The organism is Croceibacterium aestuarii (assembly GCF_030657335.1).
Lineage (GTDB): Bacteria > Pseudomonadota > Alphaproteobacteria > Sphingomonadales > Sphingomonadaceae > Croceibacterium_B > Croceibacterium_B aestuarii.
In genome coordinates, this window is sequence record NZ_CP131039.1 from 2,485,769 (window position 1) to 2,502,942 (window position 17,174).

General features: G+C 67.7%; 16 protein-coding genes. 7 read left to right on the plus strand and 9 right to left on the minus strand.

The genetic code is table 11. From position 1 onward, the window contains the following. Positions 1-660 carry an alpha/beta hydrolase family protein gene (locus Q7I88_RS12300; protein WP_305096211.1) on the plus strand — a complete coding sequence of 220 codons (660 nt, stop codon included), beginning with the start codon at positions 1-3 and terminating at the stop codon, positions 658-660. Beyond that, positions 657-1,439, plus strand: a complete 783-nt coding sequence (locus Q7I88_RS12305; RefSeq protein WP_305096212.1) for a hydrolase 1, exosortase A system-associated — start codon at positions 657-659, stop codon at positions 1,437-1,439. Before Q7I88_RS12300 ends, Q7I88_RS12305 begins: the two co-directional genes overlap by 4 nt. Here the strand turns inward: Q7I88_RS12305 and Q7I88_RS12310 are convergent. The 7 genes from Q7I88_RS12310 to Q7I88_RS12340 all read right to left on the minus strand — a co-directional run bounded on the left by Q7I88_RS12310 (position 1,416) and on the right by Q7I88_RS12340 (position 9,475). Beyond that, positions 1,416-2,618 carry a class I SAM-dependent RNA methyltransferase gene (locus Q7I88_RS12310; RefSeq protein ID WP_305096213.1) on the minus strand — a complete coding sequence of 401 codons (1,203 nt, stop codon included), beginning with the start codon at positions 2,616-2,618 and terminating at the stop codon, positions 1,416-1,418. The two genes, Q7I88_RS12305 and Q7I88_RS12310, sit on opposite strands and share 24 nt — an antisense overlap. Continuing rightward, complete coding sequence (locus tag Q7I88_RS12315) at positions 2,615-4,009, minus strand: NAD(P)H-hydrate dehydratase (RefSeq protein ID WP_305096214.1); 1,395 nt, start codon at positions 4,007-4,009, stop codon at positions 2,615-2,617. The genes Q7I88_RS12310 and Q7I88_RS12315 overlap by 4 nt, the downstream gene beginning before the upstream one ends. Beyond that, positions 3,996-4,361 (minus strand): hypothetical protein, encoded by a 366-nt coding sequence (locus Q7I88_RS12320; RefSeq protein WP_305096215.1) that lies wholly within the window; start codon positions 4,359-4,361, stop codon positions 3,996-3,998. The genes Q7I88_RS12315 and Q7I88_RS12320 overlap by 14 nt, the downstream gene beginning before the upstream one ends. After that, on the minus strand, positions 4,361-6,217 hold the full coding sequence (gene ilvD / locus Q7I88_RS12325) for a dihydroxy-acid dehydratase (RefSeq protein ID WP_305096216.1): 1,857 nt from the start codon (positions 6,215-6,217) through the stop codon (positions 4,361-4,363). The genes Q7I88_RS12320 and ilvD overlap by 1 nt, the downstream gene beginning before the upstream one ends. 73 nt (positions 6,218-6,290) lie before the next feature. Then, the gene (locus Q7I88_RS12330; RefSeq protein ID WP_305096217.1) at positions 6,291-7,016 is read right to left on the minus strand and encodes an N-formylglutamate amidohydrolase; all 726 of its coding nucleotides are present in this window, start codon (positions 7,014-7,016) and stop codon (positions 6,291-6,293) included. Further along, entirely contained in the window at positions 7,013-7,819 is an 807-nt protein-coding gene (locus tag Q7I88_RS12335; protein WP_305096218.1) for a 4-(cytidine 5'-diphospho)-2-C-methyl-D-erythritol kinase, read from the minus strand. Before Q7I88_RS12335 ends, Q7I88_RS12330 begins: the two co-directional genes overlap by 4 nt. Positions 7,820-7,849: 30 nt before the next feature. After that, positions 7,850-9,475 carry an electron transfer flavoprotein-ubiquinone oxidoreductase gene (locus Q7I88_RS12340; RefSeq protein ID WP_305098605.1) on the minus strand — a complete coding sequence of 542 codons (1,626 nt, stop codon included), beginning with the start codon at positions 9,473-9,475 and terminating at the stop codon, positions 7,850-7,852. Positions 9,476-9,590: 115 nt separating this feature from the next. On the opposite strand from Q7I88_RS12340, the gene Q7I88_RS12345 reads away from it, so the two are divergent. The 3 genes from Q7I88_RS12345 to moaB are packed head-to-tail and all read left to right on the plus strand — an operon-like array spanning position 9,591 to position 12,626. Then, positions 9,591-10,337: a uracil-DNA glycosylase family protein gene (locus Q7I88_RS12345; protein WP_305096219.1), complete on the plus strand. Its 747-nt coding sequence runs from the start codon at positions 9,591-9,593 to the stop codon at positions 10,335-10,337. 5 nt (positions 10,338-10,342) lie between these two features. Next, positions 10,343-12,097: a lytic transglycosylase domain-containing protein gene (locus tag Q7I88_RS12350; RefSeq protein ID WP_305096220.1), complete on the plus strand. Its 1,755-nt coding sequence runs from the start codon at positions 10,343-10,345 to the stop codon at positions 12,095-12,097. Position 12,098: 1 nt separating this feature from the next. Beyond that, positions 12,099-12,626: a molybdenum cofactor biosynthesis protein B gene (moaB, locus tag Q7I88_RS12355; protein ID WP_305096221.1), complete on the plus strand. Its 528-nt coding sequence runs from the start codon at positions 12,099-12,101 to the stop codon at positions 12,624-12,626. A gap of 529 nt (positions 12,627-13,155) precedes the next feature. Here moaB and Q7I88_RS12360 read toward each other — a convergent pair. Beyond that, positions 13,156-14,034: an NmrA family NAD(P)-binding protein gene (locus tag Q7I88_RS12360; RefSeq protein WP_439648341.1), complete on the minus strand. Its 879-nt coding sequence runs from the start codon at positions 14,032-14,034 to the stop codon at positions 13,156-13,158. A gap of 157 nt (positions 14,035-14,191) precedes the next feature. On the opposite strand from Q7I88_RS12360, the gene Q7I88_RS12365 reads away from it, so the two are divergent. Together Q7I88_RS12365 and Q7I88_RS12370 are read left to right on the plus strand one after the other, a co-directional pair. Further along, positions 14,192-15,277 carry a PA0069 family radical SAM protein gene (locus Q7I88_RS12365; protein ID WP_305096223.1) on the plus strand — a complete coding sequence of 362 codons (1,086 nt, stop codon included), beginning with the start codon at positions 14,192-14,194 and terminating at the stop codon, positions 15,275-15,277. 109 nt (positions 15,278-15,386) lie between these two features. Continuing rightward, entirely contained in the window at positions 15,387-16,919 is a 1,533-nt protein-coding gene (locus tag Q7I88_RS12370) for a carotenoid oxygenase family protein (RefSeq protein WP_305096224.1), read from the plus strand. 21 nt (positions 16,920-16,940) lie between these two features. Here the strand turns inward: Q7I88_RS12370 and Q7I88_RS12375 are convergent, their stop codons facing one another. Then, positions 16,941-17,141, minus strand: coding sequence for a hypothetical protein (locus Q7I88_RS12375; RefSeq protein WP_305096225.1), 201 nt, complete (start codon positions 17,139-17,141; stop codon positions 16,941-16,943). Between the last annotated feature and the right edge of the window lie 33 nt (positions 17,142-17,174).

The following is a 17,174-nucleotide window of genomic DNA, read 5'->3' on the forward strand; positions in this document are numbered from 1 at the left end:
GTGATCGCCGGCTGGACCTCCCCTTCCGGTGAAGAATACGCGCTCAAGTTCGACCGCGACCGGGATCGGCGCGTCCTCGTGCTGCCCGCCTGGTTCGATGAGAGCAACAAGCTCCGGCGTCTGACCGCCGAAGTCATGCGGCGGCTCGACGGCGCAGGGATCGACGTCATCCTCCCCGATCTGCCTGGCTGCAACGAGAGCGAGGCGCCCCTCGAGGCGCAGACGATCACAACGTGGCGCGCAGCGGCCGAGGCTGCAGCGCGCGAGTTCGCCGCGACCCACGTGCTGGCGATTCGCGCCGGCGCCATCCTCGCGCCGGACCTGCCGGGCTGGCGCTATGCCGCGCTGGGCGGCAGTCAGGTTCTGCGCTCCATGCTCCGCGCCCGCACGATTGCCGCTCGCGAAGCCGGGCGCGAGGAGACGCGCGAGGGCCTGATCGAAATCGGCCGCCGCGAAGGACTCGATCTGGCCGGATACCGGCTAGGGGCGGAGATGATCGCCGAGCTGGAAACGGCCGAGCCGCCGGACCTGCCGCGGCAGCGCAAGATCGCCCACGCCGATATCGGCGGCGCGGCGCTGTGGCTGCGCGCCGAACCCGACTACGACGCGGCGCAGGCCGATGCGCTGGCTGCCGTGGTCTCGATGGAACTGCTGGCGTGAACCGCAAGCACCTCGTCTTCGCGTGCGAGGGAGCGCAGCTGGCCGGAACGCTGGACGACGCCGAAGGCGAGACCGGGCTGCTGCTCGTTACCGGCGGCAACGAGACTCGCGCCGGGGCTTTCTCCGGCCAGGCTGCGCTTGCCGACGGGATCGCCCGCGCCGGGTACCCGGTGTTCCGCTTCGATCGCCGCGGGGTTGGCGACAGCGAAGGCTACAACACCGGTTTCCGCCACTCGCAGCACGACATCGCCGCCGCGCTCAGAGCCTTCAGAGGCGCGTGCCCCGGCCTGTCCCGCGTCGCCGCTCTGGGCAACTGCGACGCCGCCAGCGCGCTGATGGTGGCCGGCGGCGCTGGGGCCGACGCGCTCATCCTGAGCAATCCGTGGACCTATGAAGACGACGCCGCCGACGCGCCGCCCCCGCCCGAGGCGATCCGCGCGCGCTACCTGCAGAAGCTCAAGAATCCGCGCGAAGTCTTGCGCCTGCTGACCGGCGGGGTGGACCTGCGCAAGCTGGTCGGCGGACTGTTCGAGGCAACGCGGCGCAACCCGGCGCCGAGCGGCCTGGCCGGCGAGATGGCGCAAGGCCTGGCGGGATTTCGCGGCCGAACCGCGATCCTCGTCGCGGGCGCGGATCGGACGGGACAGGCGTTCTTGGCCAGCTGGGACCGCGGCGACGAGCGGCTGGCGATCTGCGAGAACGCCGACCACGCCTATTCGGGCACGGCCCACCAGGCGTGGTTGCTCGAACGGATCCTAGCCGTTCTCGCGGACAAATAAGCTCGCCAGTTCGACGTGGGTCGACCAGCGGAACTGGCCGACCGGGCGGACCTCGGCCAGCGTAAAGCCGCCCTGGACCAGCACCTTGGCGTCGCGCGCCCAGCTCGACGGGTTGCAGCTGACGTAGACCACCCTGCCGAGCTTGCTCGCCGCCAGCTGCGCTACCTGCTCGCGGGCGCCGGCACGCGGCGGATCGAGCACGACGCCGTCGAATCCGGCCAGCTCCTCGGCGCGCAGGGGGCTGCGAAAAAGGTCGCGGTGGACCGCTTCGAACGGCAAGCGGGCGCGATTGGCGGCCGTGCGGCAGGCGAGATGGGCATCGCGCGCCGCTTCGGCGGCAACGACCTGCGTACCGCACAGCGCAAAGGCGAAGGTCCCGAGCCCGGCGAACAGGTCCGCCACGCGCTTGCTGCCCGCGAGCCACTCGCGGGCCGCATGCGCCAGCGCCGCCTCGCCGTCGCGGGTCGCCTGCAGGAAGGCGCCGGGCGGATACTCGACCGCTACGCCCGACAGCGTCACGGTCACCGGCTCGGGTGCCCAGAAGCTTTCCGACCCGTAGCCCTGGTCGAGCGAGAGGCGCGCCAGGCCGTTGGCGCGGCAGAAGTCGAGCAGGGCCTCGGTTTCCTCGAGCCCATCGACCTCGAGTCCCTTGATCGCGCAGTCAACGCCCGAATCGGTCAGCGCGAGGTCGATCGACAGCGCATACTTGCCGCGGCGCGATGCGAGCAGGCCGCGCAGCTTGCCGACCATCTCGAACAGGTCGGGCGCGAGGACGTGGCATTCGGCAAGGTCGACGACTTTGTGCGATCCGCCCTCGTTGAAACCGACCAGCGGACGACCGCCGCCGTTCACCGCCTTGAGCGAGGCGCGGCGCCGTGTGCGAGGCGGTGAGAGATGCACCGGAGCGACGATTTCGGGCGCGAGGCCCTGCCCCTCGGCGGCGTTGACCACGCGATCGCGGACGAAATCGGCCAGCGCGGCATCGTCGCAGTGCTGCAATTGGCAGCCGCCGCAGCGCGGGAAGTGGCGGCACGGCGGCGCGATGTGATGCGGGCCCGGCTCTACGATGCCGTCGGGCCGTAGGACATCGCCCGGTGCGGCCAGCGCGACGTGCCGCCCCGACGCGGTGACGCCGTCGCCCTTGGCGGCAAGGCGGACGATCTGCTCGGATTCGCTCACAGGCCGGCCGCGTAGGCCTCGGCAACATGGTCGGCAAGCTCGCTGGCGGAGAATGCAGGGCCCGCCAGCCGCGCCGCCTCGCCGTGCAGCCACACGCCGTTGCACGCCGCCGCGAAGGCTTCCTCCCCCGTGGCGAGGCGGCTAGCGACAATGCCGGCCAGGACGTCGCCCGTCCCCGCGGTCGAAAGCCAGCTCGAAGCCGGCGGCGCGACGCCAAGCCGGCCGTCGGGCGCCGCAACCAGCGTGTCCGGTCCCTTTGCGACGATGACCGCGCCGCAAGCCGACGCCAGCGCGCGCACCGCGTCGATCCGCCGCTCCGTCGTGGTGCCGAAGGCCTGTGCGAGCGCCGCAAACTCCCCCGCGTGGGGTGTCAGGACGAGCGGAGCCGAACGACCGCCAAGCATGGCCGGCGCGAGCAGGTGCAGGGCATCGGCATCGACCAGCGTCGGCAGATCGCGCGCCAGCACTGTCTCCAGCCTGCCGCGCGCCGCGCCGTCACGGGTCAGGCCGGGCCCGACCAGCGCCGCGCCAATCCGCTCGTCGTGCAGCGCTTCGGCCAACGGGCGCGAATCGTTCACCGCCCAGACTGGCCCGCCGGGGGCCTCGCCCAGGACCTTGATATAGCCAGCGCCCGCATGGACCGCGCCTTGCGCAGCCAAGAGCGCGGCGCCCGGCATGGGGCCCGCGACGATGGCCAGCAGTCCGCGCGAATACTTGTGCGCGTCGCGCGCTGGCGCTGCGAGCGACGGGCGGCCAATGACCCGCACCGCGCTCTGCACTTGGGCAACACCGATATCGACCAGCCGCAATTGGCCCATCATCGCGCGCGCCGGCAGCAGGCTGTGGGCGAACTTCCACGCGCCGAGGGCGACGGTCAGGTCGTAATGCGGCAGGTCGTCATTGAGCTGCGCGCCATCGTCGCTCGAAACTCCGCTCGGCAGGTCGATGGCGATAGATGCGCCGTGTGCCGCTGCCAGCGCGCGCAACAGCGCGGCGAGCTCGCCGTCAAGCGGACGGCTGAGGCCGCTGCCGAACAGGCAATCGACGAACACGCCGCCGTCTCCAGTGTCGGCGAGATCGCCGCCATAGGCAGCGCGCGCCTTGCGGGCGGCATCCGTCGCCGGTTCGATGGGCGCCACGACGGTGACACGCGTGCCGCGCGCGCGCAGGGTTTCGGCGATGACATAGCCGTCGCCGCCGTTGTTGCCCGGGCCGCACAGCACGGTAACCGAACGACCCGCCGCGACCCGCCAGACCCATTCGGCCGCGCCCTGCCCTGCGCGCAGCATCAGGCTGTCGACGCTCTCCCCGCCGTCGATGAGCGCCTGCTCGGCCGCCTGCATCTCCGCGACGGTCAGTATCTGGTCGGTCGGTCCGTCACTCGGCGGCATGATCGCCGCGCTTGCTCGCCGGCAGCACGTAGCGATCGCGCCCGACCGCCACGGTCACTGTGCCTTCGGCATATTCGAGGTCGAGCGGCAGGGCCCCGTCGGCCGCTTCGAGGCCCTTGCCGTCGTTCACGATGCGAAAGCGGTGGAAGCTGCCGTCCGGGTTGCGCACGACGACGATCGACTCGCCGCTCTCGTCGGCCAATTCGGCGGTGCAGTCCGCTGCGAACGTCTCGGCGCCCGCCGGCGCGCAATCGATTCGGTCGGAGTTTACAGCCGCTTGCGGCGCTTCGCCCGCCCCGCCGGTGCACGCGGCGACCGCAGTGATCGCAGCAAGCGAGGCCCAGCGGCGCATCACCGGCGCTTGAGCTGCGAGACGTCGCGTACGGCGCCGCGTGCGGCGCTGGTGGTCATCGCGGCATAGGCCTTGAGCGCGTCGGACACGCGCCGCTCGCGCGGCCGGGCGGGATGCCAGGCAGCCTCGCCCTGCGCTTCCATCCGTTCGCGGCGCGCGGCGAGCTCCTCGTCGGAAACCAGGAGTTCAATCGTCCGGGCCGGGATGTCGATCTCGATCGTGTCGCCGGCCTCCACGAGCCCGATGTTTCCGCCCTCGGCCGCTTCGGGCGAGACGTGGCCGATCGACAGACCCGAGGTGCCGCCGGAAAAGCGCCCGTCGGTAATCAGCGCGCAGGCCGCGCCGAGGCCCTTCGACTTGAGGTAGCTGGTCGGGTAGAGCATTTCCTGCATCCCCGGCCCGCCGCGCGGCCCTTCGTAGCGGATGACGACGACGTCGCCCTCGACGACTTCGCCGCTGAGAATCCCCGCGACCGCGGCGTCCTGGCTCTCGTAGACCTTGGCCGGCCCCGAGAACTTGAGGATCTTGTCGTCGACCCCGGCGGTCTTCACAATGCAGCCGTCGCGGGCGATGTTGCCGTAAAGCACGGCCAGGCCGCCGTCCTGACTGAAAGCATGCTCCTTGCTGCGGATGACGCCCGAGACGCGATCGGTATCGAGCTCGTCCCAGCGGCGCGATTGGCTGAACGCGGTCTGTGTCGGCACCCCGCCAGGCGCGGCCTTGTAGAATTCCTGCACCTTGGGTTTGTTGGTCAAGCGGATGTCCCAGTCGGCCAGTGCATCGCCCAGAGTCGGGCTGTGCACCGTCGGGAGCGCGGTGTGCAGCAGGCCGGCGCGGTCGAGTTCGCCGAGGATCGCCATGATCCCGCCGGCGCGGTGGACGTCTTCCATGTGCACGTCGTTCTTGGCCGGGGCGACCTTACACAGGCACGGCACGCTGCGGCTCAACCGGTCGATGTCCTTCATAGTGAAATCGACCCCGGCCTCGTGCGCCGCGGCGAGCAGGTGGAGCACGGTGTTGGTCGATCCGCCCATCGAGATATCGAGCGTCATCGCGTTCTCGAAGGCTTCGAAGCCGGCGATAGTGCGCGGCAGGACGCTGTCGTCGTCCTCCTCGTAATAGCGCTTGGCCAGCGCCACGACGAGGCGGCCGGCGCGTTCGAACAGGCCCTGGCGGTCGGCATGGGTGGCAAGCTGCGAGCCGTTGCCGGGCAGCGAGAGGCCGAGCGCCTCGGTGAGGCAATTCATCGAATTGGCGGTGAACATGCCGCTGCACGATCCGCAGGTCGGGCAGGCAGACTGCTCGATGCTGAGCACTTCCTCGTCGGTCATGCTCTCGTCGGCTGCTGCGACCATCGCATCGACCAGATCGAGCGCGACCTCCTTGCCCTTGAGCACCACCTTGCCCGCTTCCATCGGGCCGCCCGACACAAACACGACGGGGATGTTGATCCGCATCGCCGCCATCAGCATTCCGGGCGTGATCTTGTCGCAATTGGAGATGCAGACCATCGCATCGGCACAATGGGCGTTGACCATGTATTCGACGCTGTCGGCGATCAGGTCGCGGCTGGGCAGCGAATAGAGCATGCCGTCATGGCCCATGGCGATCCCGTCATCGACGGCGATGGTGTTGAATTCCTTGGCGACGCCGCCGGCCTTCTCGACCTCGCGCGCGACGAGCTGGCCGAGGTCCTTCAGGTGCACGTGCCCGGGCACGAACTGGGTGAAGGAGTTGACCACGGCGATGATCGGCTTGCCGAAGTCGCCGTCCTTCATGCCCGTCGCCCGCCACAATCCGCGCGCGCCGGCCATGTTGCGGCCGTGGGTCGAGGTTCTGGAACGGTAAGCGGGCATGTCGGGTCCGATTGCTGGTGGCGGTTGCAGGTCCCGTCCTACCGCAGCGCGCCGCGCAATCTAAGACAAAATCCTATTCAAGCGCCAAAGCTACCCTGTTCGCGATGTCGCCGATCATCGACGCCCAGCGCGCCTGCCCGGCCTCCTTCGTGATCAGGTCATTGCGCAGTTCGATGGCGCAGTACGGAATCCCGCGCGCCTCCGCATGACGGTTCATCGTCGCGTTGAGCTGCTTGCCCGAATAGGGCTCGTTGTCGCCGACGACGCAGCGCTGCGCCTTGAACATGCGGATCGCGTGGCGAGCGGCGCGGTCGTCTTCGTTGTAAAGCAGCGCCACTTCCCAGGGCCGTTCGGCGGGGGTGCTTTCGAGTTCGGGTGTGAAGCTGTGGATCGACAGCAGCAGCTCGGGCTCGACCTCGTCGATCCAGTCCGCAAGCGCCTCGTGATAGGGCCGGTAGAAGCGATCTATCCGCATCTGGCGATCGGCGCCGATGTTGCCGGGTATGAGGGTGCCGTCGCTCGATTCCGGAATTAGCGCGGGCGAATCTTCTTCGCGGTGCAGGTCGATGACGAGTCGGCTGACGCAGGCGAGGTGCGCGGCGATGTCGTGCCTGCGGGCGAGCCGTTCGCACACTCCGGCCGCGCCGATGTCCCAGGCGATATGCTTCTCCAGCGCCTCGGGCGGCACGCCGAGCGGAATGTCCGCGGGCACGAAGTTGCTGGCATGGTCGCATACCGCGATAATGCCGCCCTTCCGGGGCGTGCCGATGCGCCGGTAGACCTGTTCTGCGCCGTTCACCTGAGCCTTCCGGAAAGTTGCCACCAGTTCGGGCAATCGCGGGCCGTCCGCGCCGCCGCTTCGGACCGGGTATCGGCGTCGCGATAAAGTGCGAAGCACGTCGCCCCGGAGCCACTCATACGCACAAGGACTGCTTCCGTTTCGCGCAGGACGTCGAGAACCCCGGAAATCTCGGGACAAAGCGAGATCGCCGGGGCTTCGAGATCGTTGCGCCCCTCGCGGGCGATATCGCGCGCGGTTCCCTCAGGCAGTGGTCCGCGATCAAAGCCGTCCCAGGCGGCAAAGACCGGGCCGGTCGACAGCGCAACCCGCGGGTTGACCAACAGGACCGGCGTTCCGCCAAGGTCGTTCTCGACCAACTCCAGCTCGGTCCCGGTCCCGCGCCCGATGCAGGCAAGGCTGTCGATGCACGCGGGGACGTCGGCGCCCAGCGACGCAGCCTGCTGACGCCAGTCTTCCGGCAGCCCATGGGTATCGCGCACCATGCGGAATACTGCGGCGGCATCGGCCGAACCTCCACCGAGCCCGGCAGCTACCGGGAGGTTCTTTTCGAGCGTGATCGACAGACCATCGGGACGAGGCAATTTCGCCAAAGCCTTCGAAACGAGATTTCCAAACGGATCAGCTATTTCCGTAGCAAACTCGCCAACGACTATCAGTTCGTCGCGCTCGCTGCGTCGTGCCGTCAATTCGTCGCCCGCATCGACGAACGCGAACAGCGTTTCGAGCTCGTGATACCCGTCCTCCCGCCGCCGCCGGACATGCAGCGCGAGGTTGATCTTGGCGTAAGCAATTTCGCGCATCAATCCTCCCCCTCCCCGGTCCGGGGAGGGTTACATGTTCGGATAGTTCGGGCCACCACCACCTTCGGGCGTGACCCATTCGATGTTCTGGGTCGGGTCCTTGATGTCGCAGGTTTTGCAGTGGACGCAGTTCTGGGCGTTGATCACCAGCTTGGGTTCGCCCTCCTCGACGCCGACGAACTCGTAGACCCCGGCCGGGCAATAGCGCGCCTCGGGCCCGGCATAGATCGGCAGGTTGATCCGCGTTGGCACCGTCGGGTCCTTGAGCACGAGGTGGCACGGCTGGTCCTCGACGTGATTGGTACCCGAGAGGAACACCGAGCTGAGCCGATCGAAGGTGAGCTTCCCGTCGGGCTTGGGATAGGCGATGGGAGTGAACAGGTCGGCCCGCCGCGTTTCCTCGGCATCGATGTGGTGCTTCATCGTGAACGGCAGGCGGATCTTGAGCGTGCGCAGCCACATGTCGATCCCGGCGAGCGCCGATCCGAGCGCACCGCCGAACTTGGCGACCAGCGGCTGGGCGTTCTTCACCAGTTGCAATTCGCTTGCGATCCAGCTTGAATGAAGCGCGCTATCATATTCGGAAAGCGTGTCTTTTTCCCGACCGTCGGCAATGGCTGACGCCACGGCTTCGGCCGCCAGCATCCCGCTCTTCATCGCGGTGTGGGTGCCCTTGATCCGCGGCACGTTGACGAAACCGGCCGAGCAGCCGACCAGCGCGCCGCCCGGGAAGGCGAGTTGCGGCACCGACTGCCAGCCGCCCTCGTTGATTGCCCGCGCCCCGTAGGACGCGCGCTTGCCGCCCTCGAGCACTTCGCGGATCGCCGGATGCGTCTTCCAGCGCTGGAATTCCTCGAACGGGTAGACCCAGGGGTTGGCGTAATCGAGCGCGGTGACGAAACCGAGCGCAACCTGTCCGTCGGCCTGGTGGTAGAGAAAGCCCCCGCCCCAGGTCTCGCTCTCCGACAGCGGCCAGCCCTGCGTGTGGATCACCCGCCCGGCTTGATGCTTTTCAGCAGGGACGTCCCACAACTCCTTGATGCCAAGCCCGTAAACCTGCGGCTGACTATCGGCATCCAGCGCAAAGTGAGCCTTCATCCGCTTGGTAAGGCTGCCGCGTGCGCCCTCGGCGAAGAGCGTATACTTCGCGTGCAGTTCCATTCCCGGCTGGTAGTCGGGCTTGTGGCTGCCGTCGGCGGCGACGCCCATGTCCTGCGTCGCCACGCCCATCACCGCGCCGCCATCGTCGAACAGCACTTCGGACGCCGGGAACCCGGGGAAGACCTGTACGCCCAGCGCCTCGGCCTGCTCGGCCAGCCAGCGGCACAGATTGCCGAGCGAGCCGGTGTAGTTGCCCTTGTTGCTCATCAGCGGCGGCATGACGAGGTGCGGCAGCTCCCGCTTGCCCTTCGCGCTCAGCACCCAGTGGTGGTTCTCGGTCACCGGCACGCGCGCCAGCGGGCAGGTCTCGCGCCATTCGGGCAGCAGTTCGTCGAGCGCCCGGGGATCGATCACCGCCCCCGAGAGGATGTGCGCGCCGACTTCGGAGCCCTTTTCGAGCACCACCACTTCGAGCGCGTCGTCGAGCTGCTTGAGCCGGATCGCGGCGGCGAGGCCCGCCGGGCCCGCGCCGACGATGACGACGTCGACAGGCATCGATTCACGCTGCGATTCCTGGGCGCTCACCGGCTCACCTTCATTCGTGTGAATAGCATGGACGGGGCTTGATAGCTGGGCGGCGGCAGGTCAAGACCTGCGCACCGACCGCACCATGGATACGAAACCCGCCATCCCGCTCAGCGAAGCGCTCGCAGCCGCCCAGGACTGGTGGCGCGAAGCGGGCGTCGACTGCGATTTCGTCGACGAGCCACACAATTGGCTCGCCGCACCCGAACCGGTCACCAAGGCTGCTGCTCCGCCGGCAGCAACGGCGATCGAGCCGCCGGAAAAGCCGGAACTGCCGCCGCTGGGAGGGGATCGCGCCGCCTGGCCTCGATCGCTCGCCGAGTTCGCGCCATGGTGGCTCTCCGAGCCCTCGCTCGCCGCTGCCGGCAGCGGGCAGCGAATCCCGCCCCGCGGGGCCGCCCGGGCGAAGCTGATGATTCTCGTGGCCATGCCCGAGACAGGCGATTCGCAGGCGCTCCTCTCTGGTCCGCACGGCCAGCTCGTATCCGCCATGCGCGAGGCCATGGGCCTTGCCGAAGAGGAGACCTATCTGGCGTCGGCCTTGCCTTACCATGCCAAGCACCCAGATTGGACGATGCTGGTCGCGCGCGGATTCGACGATATCGTCAAGCACCACATCGCCCTTGCCGCTCCGCAGCGCATTCTTGTGCTCGGTCGCGAACTTTTGACTCTTTTTCAGCACGATCCGGCGCAAGGCGGTGCAAATCCGCGGCGAATCGCGCTTGAAGGCTCCGACACGGCGGTGCTCGCCGCGGTCGACCCCGACACGCTCTTGCAGCGGTGGAAATTCCGGGCGTCGCTGTGGCAGGCCTGGCTCGACTGGAGGGAGTGAACAGCGTGAAGTTCTTCGCATCGGCCACGGCGGCCGTGCTTGTGGCAACGGCAGCTTTCCCGGCCGCAGCCGAGACGACCCGCGAATATTTCACCGCCCATGCCACCGGGAACGGCGCGCCGCAGCAGCTGGACCGCGACACGCGCGACTATTACCGCCAGGTCTTCGGCGCCATCGACAGGGGCGACTGGAACACGGCCGCGGCCATGCTTGCCCAGCGCGACGGACCGCTCCACGCGGTCGCCCAGGCCGAGCTCTATCTCGCCGCCGGGTCGCCCCGGGTCGAGTTGCCGCAGATCGAAGCCTGGATGGCCAAAGGGCGCCGCCTGCCCGAGGCAGCGCAGCTCGCGCGGCTCGCCGTCACCCGCGGCGCCGCCACGATGCCCGATGTGGCGGAAGAGGCCGATTTCTATCCGCGCGCCGCCCTGCCGCGCCGCGTCCGTCCCCGCACGATCGACGACGGCTCCATGCCCGAGGCCATCCGCGAGCAAATCCTCAAGAGCATCGTCAACGACGATCCCGACGGCGCCCGCCAGCTGCTCGACGGAGTCGATGCGACGCTGAGCCCCGAGGCGCGCGCCGAATGGCGCCAGCGTGTCGCGTGGAGCTACTATATCGAGAACCGGGATGCCGAGGCGCTGGCCATGGCGCAGACGGTGGCAGCGGGCAGCGGTCCGTGGGTCGCCGAGGGGGACTGGGCCGCCGCGCTCGCCGCCTGGCGGCTCGGCGACTGCGGCCTGGCCGGCAATTATTTCGAGCGTTCGGCTCACGGCGCGCAGAACGCCGAACTTCGCGCCGCCGGCTATTACTGGGCGAGCCGCGCAGCGCTGCGCTGCCGTCAGCCGGAGCGCAGCGCCGAACTCCTGCGCGGCGCTGCGGGTGACGACGAGACCCTCTACGGCATGCTGGCAAGCGAACAGCTCGGACGGGCGCTGCCCGACCGGGTCGATACCGCCGACTTCACCCAAGCCGACTGGCGCAGCCTCAAGGACAACGACAACGTCCGGACCGCCGTCGCGCTCGCGGAAATCGGCCGCGACGCGCTGGCCAGCGAAGTGCTGATCCACGAGGCCAAGATCGGCAACCCGAAGAATTTCGGCGCGCTCACGCGCCTCGCGCGCGATCTCGGCCTGCCGCAGACCCAGCTCTATTTCGCCTATAATGCACCGGTCGGCGCCGATCCCGATCCCGCCTCCCGCTGGCCGACGCCCAAGTGGCTGCCCGCGACCGGCTGGCAGGTCGATCCGGCGCTGGCCTATGCCCACACCCTGCAGGAATCGAACTTTCGCGCGAACGCGGTCAGCCCGGCGCAGGCCAAGGGTCTGATGCAGATCACGCCCATTACCGTGCGCGAGCACGCTCCGCGGCTGGGCATGAGCGCGAGCCAGGTCGACATCTTCGATCCCGCCACCAATCTCGCTTTCGGCCAGCGCAACCTCGAGATGCTTCGCGATGCACCGGCGACCCACGGGTACCTGCCGCAGGTCATGGCGGCCTACAACGCAGGGCTGACCCCCGTCACCCGCTGGAACAACGAGGTGAACGACCAGGGCGACCCCCTGCTCTACATGGAAAGCATTCCCTATTGGGAGACCCGCAGCTACGTCGCCATCGTGATGCGCAACTACTGGATGTACGAGCGGCAGGCGCGGGCGAAGTCCGCCAGCCGTGTCTCGCTGGCCGAGAACGCATGGCCCGCTTTCCCGAGCGAGAGTGGCGGCGACGGGCGGGTGTACCTGACCGCCTCGGCGGAGAAATAGCGTGGCGATCGACGAAGCCCGCGAGTTCAAGCCGATTTCCATCGCCTTGCTGACGGTGAGTGACACGCGCGGACCCGAGGACGATACCTCGGGCGACATCCTCGCCCAGCGGATCACCGACGCCGGCCACCGGCTGGCGGTGCGCGCGATCGAGAAGGACGACGCCGACGCCATCGTCCGCCGCCTGAGCGGCTGGATCGACGACCCGCAGATCGACGCGATCGTCTCGACCGGCGGGACCGGCCTGACCGGGCGCGACGTGACCCCCGAAGCACTGAACCGCGTCGCCGACAAGGTGATCGAGGGCTTCGGTGAGCTTTTCCGCTGGGTCAGCTACCAGACCATCGGCACCAGCACCGTCCAGAGCCGAGCCCTCGCCGTGCTCGCACGCGGCACCTACATCTTCGCCCTGCCCGGCTCGAACGGCGCGGTGAAGGACGGCTGGGACCGCATTCTCGCCGAACAGCTCGACAGCCGCAACCGGCCGTGCAACTTCGTCGAACTGATGCCAAGGTTGCGGGAGAAGTAGGACAGATGAGGCTCTATCGCGCGGTCAGGAAATGGATAGATCGCGACCTCTCTCGAGGCTCTCGAGTCATTCTGAAAGCCGACGGCAAGAGCGAATTCGTATCGAACGGATTTCAACGCGCCGGCGCCTCATACCTGCTCATTGGATTGCCGTTTTTCGTACAGGCAATTTTGGAGGGTTTCCTGCAAGGCGGCCTCTCCAGGTCTGGCCTGATGTTTTCGCTAGCGATTTCGTTGCTCATCTTTGCCTTCATAACCTGGAGGCAATTGAGACTTCTCAAGGCAAGGTCGATCAAATCCGGCCGGTATTATGAACGTAGGGCACGGTATTCCATACCGCCCGAATACACCGAATCCGAAGATGCCTTTCTGGCTGACAGGCGCCGAAGCCGAACCCCGAATTCGTCACCCCGGGCTTGACCCGGGGTCCCGCTGTTCTTCGAGCGTCGCCACAAACTAAGACAAGCGGGTCCCCGGCTCGGGGGCCGGGGTGACGAATGGAGGGAAAACTCGCGGTGCCAAAGCAGCCCTCACCCCCGCGCCGCCTTCACCCCTTCGAGGAACTCGTCGAGCGACAGCGGGCTGCGGCCGGTGACCTTGCGATAATCGTCGCTCACCAGGTCGAACTCTCCGGCCTCGATGGCACGCATGGTGCCGACGGTGCTCGCAGAAAGCGAGGGCGGCATGCCCCACTTCTCGGTCATGTAGGCGGGCCAGTCTTCGGCCGCGATTCGCTCGTAGCGGACCGGCTTGCCGAAGCAGCGCGAAAGCGCCTCGGCCACCTCGTCGCCGGTATATGAGCGTTCCATCGTCTCGTTGAGAACGCGGTTCTCCCGCCCGCTTCCGGCGAGAACGGTGGCGGCGGACAGGCCGAGATCGTCGCGCGCGATATAGGTGCAGGGCTTCTCGCCGAGCGAGCGGGCCAACACCCCGGTCGCTAGCGTCTCGTCGAGGTCGCCGACGATAATCTCGGCATAGAGTGCGTGGCGCAGGATCGTATAACTCAGGCCCGAGGCGACGATCGCCTGCTCGGTCGGCCAGTGGACGAGCTGCGTGTGTTCGGGCAGCGCATCGGGCCCGGCGCCGAGGAAGCTGGTGTAGAGCACGTGCTCGACGCCAGCGGCCTTGACCGCTTCCAAACCGGCGAGGTTCTGGCGCAGCCGCTCGGAGTTGTCGGCATATGTCGAGATCAGCAGCGCGCGGGTGGCCCCCGCGAACGCCGGCCCGAGCGTTTCCGGGGCGTCGAAGTCGGCATGGCGCACCGTCACCCCCTGCGCGGCAAGCTGGCGGGCGTTGTCCGATTGGGGGTCGCGCGTGGTGACAAGGATATTTCCGGGATCGGTCATCCGCAGCAGGTTCGCGATAACAGATCGCGCCAGGTTGCCGTTTCCTCCGCTTACCAACAGCATCGCTCGTCCCTCCGGTTTCGGCTCGATTGCCCTGATGGGCCGGCCTAGCACAGGATGTTGGCGGGTACAGCGACGGCCCGCACTTATTCGCCGTCCTTCCGATCCCCGCTCGTTTCGTACAGTGGCGACTCTCTTATGTTCTTGCTATGTTCCTCTTATGGATCAGCGCAAAGAACCTGCAGTACATGGTCGCGGCGCCCAGTCGGCATCGGTACCGCAACGCTTCGGCCTCGCCGAGCGCGAAGTCGACGGCGACTGGAAGGATTTCGTCGCCGCCCTCGACGGCGAGCCGCCGAAGCTGCGCACCACCGTGATCGAGGAGCATCCCAGGACCATCGTCACCTTCAATCAGTCACCCGACGTCGGCTTCGACCGCTCGATCAACGCCTATCGCGGCTGCGAGCACGGGTGCGTTTACTGCTTCGCGCGCCCGACCCACGCCTATCACGACCTTTCCCCCGGGCTCGATTTCGAGACCAGGCTGTTCGCCAAGCTCGATGCCGCGCGGCTGCTGCGCGAGACGTTCGCCCGGCCGCGCTACCGGCCGAAGTGGATTGCCATGGGGACCAACACCGATCCTTACCAGCCAATCGAAGGTCGCTACCGGATCACCCGCCAGGTGCTCGAGGTGTGCCTTGACGTCCGGCATCCGGTAACGATCACCACCAAGTCGGACCGCGTGCTGCAGGATCTCGACCTGCTCGCCGAGATGGCGAAGCATCGGCTCGTGGCGGTGGCGATCTCGGTCACCACACTCGATCCGAAGCTGTCGGGCAAGCTCGAGCCGCGCGCCGCCTCGCCGGCCAAGCGGCTCGCCGCGCTGGCCCGGCTGGCCGAGGCCGGCGTTCCCAATCACTGCTCGGTCGCCCCGGTCATCCCGGCGATCACCGACGAATTCATGGAAGGCATCGTCGCCCGCGCCGGCGAGATCGGCGTGGGCAGCGCGGGGTGGATCCCGCTGCGGCTGCCGCACGAGGTCGCCCCGCTGTTCCGCGAATGGCTCAGCGTCCATTTCCCCCAGCGTGGCGACAAAGTCATGAACATCGTGCGCTCGATACGCGGCGGGAAAGACAACGACCCCGACTTCTTCACGCGGATGAAGCCGAGCGGGGTCTGGGCCGACCTGTTTCGCGCCCGCTTCCGCCTCGCCTGCAAGCGCGCCGGGATCCGGAATGCGCGCTTCGAACTCGACCACAGCCAGTTCCGCCGCCCCGCGGAGGGCGGGCAATTGCGCCTTCTCTAGCCGCCTCCGTTCTTCCTGAGCTTGTCGAAGGACAAAGTGGCAGGCCGCCCGTGCGAACGTGCTTCGACAAGCTCAGCACGAACGGTATGGTGGGCAGGAGGGAGAGGACATGACCTTCGATTTCTCGGGCGATCCGTTCACCACCGGTTTCTGGGCCCCGACGCGGTTCGAGGCCGACCTGCACGACTGCGAGATCGAAGGCGATATTCCCGAGGGCATCGACGGCACCTTCTACCGCGCGGCGGTCGACCGGCGCTATCCGCCGCGCCATCCGCTCGACATTCCCTACAACGCCGACGGGGCGATCGACATGTTTCGCATCCGCGGCGGGCGCTGCGATTTCCGCAGTCGCTATGTGCGCACACCGCGCTATGTCGCAGAGCGCAAGGCGCGCCGGGCGCTGTTCGGCGCCTATCGCAACCGCTCGACCAACGATCCGGCCGCCGCCGGGCTATCGATGAACACCGCCAACACCACCCCGATCGTGTTCGGGGGCAACCTGCTGGCGCTCAAGGAATCGAGCCCGCCGATGCGGCTGGACCCGCACACGCTGGAGACTTTCGAGGAATACGATTTCGACGGCCGGATGACGGCGGAAAGCTTCACCGCGCATCCGAAGATCGATCCGCTTACCGGGGAGATGCTCGCGTTCAGCTACGAAGCCCGCGGCGACCTGTCCGACGATCTGGCAATTCATTTCTTAGCCCCCGACGGCACGCTTGAGCGCACGGTCTGGGTCAAGGCGCCGGTCGTCTCGATGATGCACGACTGGGCGATCACCGACAGGCACGTGGTCCTGCCGACCACGGGCATGGTGACCAGCCGCGAGCGGCTCGAGGCCGGGCAGAACCACTGGGCCTACGATCCGCGCGTGCCGGCCTACGTCGGTATCATGCCCCGCGACGGCGAGGCCAAGGACATGCGCTGGTTCAAGGGACCGCCCGACCGAGCCATGCTGATCCACACCACCAACGCCCGAACCGTTGGCGACAAGGTCATCGTCGATACCCCAGTGGCGCGCGGCAACTTCAACCCGCAGTTCCCCAACCTCGACGGCGGCAGCTTCGACCACGAGGCGAGAAAGAACACGATTCGCCGCTGGACCTTCGACCTCGCCTCCTCGTCAGACACCTGGCAGGAGGAAATCCTCTTTCAAGGCGTCACTCCGACCAGCTTCACGCGTATGGACGACCGCTTCCTCACGCAGGATTTCCGCTGGAGCTTCAACCTCCTCCACGACCCGGCCTTCGCGTTCGACAACGCGCGCACGCGGGTGCCGATGCGGGGCAACTGGAACGCCTGGTACCGCTTCGACCACCAGGGCGGCAGCATCGACAAATTCAGCGCCGGCCCCACGCACGAGCTGTTCGAAGCGCAGTTCGTGCCCCGCCGCGCCGACGCGCCGGAGGGCGACGGCTGGCTGATCGGCGTCGCCAACGACTATGCCGAGATGACCAGCGAACTGGTCATAGCCGACGCCCAATACCTCGCCGACGGTCCGGTAGCGCGGGTGAAGCTGCCTTTCCGTCTGCACATGCAGGTCCACGGCTGGTGGGTCCCGGCCCATGTGCTGCCGTTCGAGTTCGGGCGCGATTACGACTACCACGGAGCCGACTACGGGCCGGAGACGCGGATTCCCTGAAACGCAGGGAGACATGGCCGCTCAGCGCATCAGCGCAGAAATTCCGGCGGTCAGGCCCGCGCCGATCAGGAACAGCACCCACGACCAATAGAAGCCGACACCTTCGATGACGAAATGGCGGACGTTGAGAATGCCGCCGGTCCCGCCTCCCGACCCGATGAACAGACTGACGATGATCGACAGCGCGATTCCGAGAACGATCGACTTGAACAGGGCCCCCATGCGGCAATCCTCCACCCTCGGGGTTAACGGGTT

What these genes read in the sequence shown, in the direction of transcription:
- Q7I88_RS12335 (WP_305096218.1), bottom strand. Translation starts at nt 7,819, where the DNA reads ATGCGCGAAATTGCTTACGCCAAGATCAACCTCGCGCTGCATGTCCGG.
- Q7I88_RS12370 (WP_305096224.1), top strand. Translation starts at nt 15,387, where the DNA reads ATGACCTTCGATTTCTCGGGCGATCCGTTCACCACCGGTTTCTGGGCC.
- Q7I88_RS12365 (WP_305096223.1), top strand. Translation starts at nt 14,192, where the DNA reads ATGGATCAGCGCAAAGAACCTGCAGTACATGGTCGCGGCGCCCAGTCG.
- Q7I88_RS12375 (WP_305096225.1), bottom strand. Translation starts at nt 17,141, where the DNA reads ATGGGGGCCCTGTTCAAGTCGATCGTTCTCGGAATCGCGCTGTCGATC.
- Q7I88_RS12345 (WP_305096219.1), top strand. Translation starts at nt 9,591, where the DNA reads ATGGATACGAAACCCGCCATCCCGCTCAGCGAAGCGCTCGCAGCCGCC.
- Q7I88_RS12360 (WP_439648341.1), bottom strand. Translation starts at nt 14,034, where the DNA reads ATGCTGTTGGTAAGCGGAGGAAACGGCAACCTGGCGCGATCTGTTATC.
- Q7I88_RS12320 (WP_305096215.1), bottom strand. Translation starts at nt 4,361, where the DNA reads ATGCGCCGCTGGGCCTCGCTTGCTGCGATCACTGCGGTCGCCGCGTGC.
- Q7I88_RS12315 (WP_305096214.1), bottom strand. Translation starts at nt 4,009, where the DNA reads ATGCCGCCGAGTGACGGACCGACCGACCAGATACTGACCGTCGCGGAG.
- Q7I88_RS12340 (WP_305098605.1), bottom strand. Translation starts at nt 9,475, where the DNA reads ATGCCTGTCGACGTCGTCATCGTCGGCGCGGGCCCGGCGGGCCTCGCC.
- ilvD (WP_305096216.1), bottom strand. Translation starts at nt 6,217, where the DNA reads ATGCCCGCTTACCGTTCCAGAACCTCGACCCACGGCCGCAACATGGCC.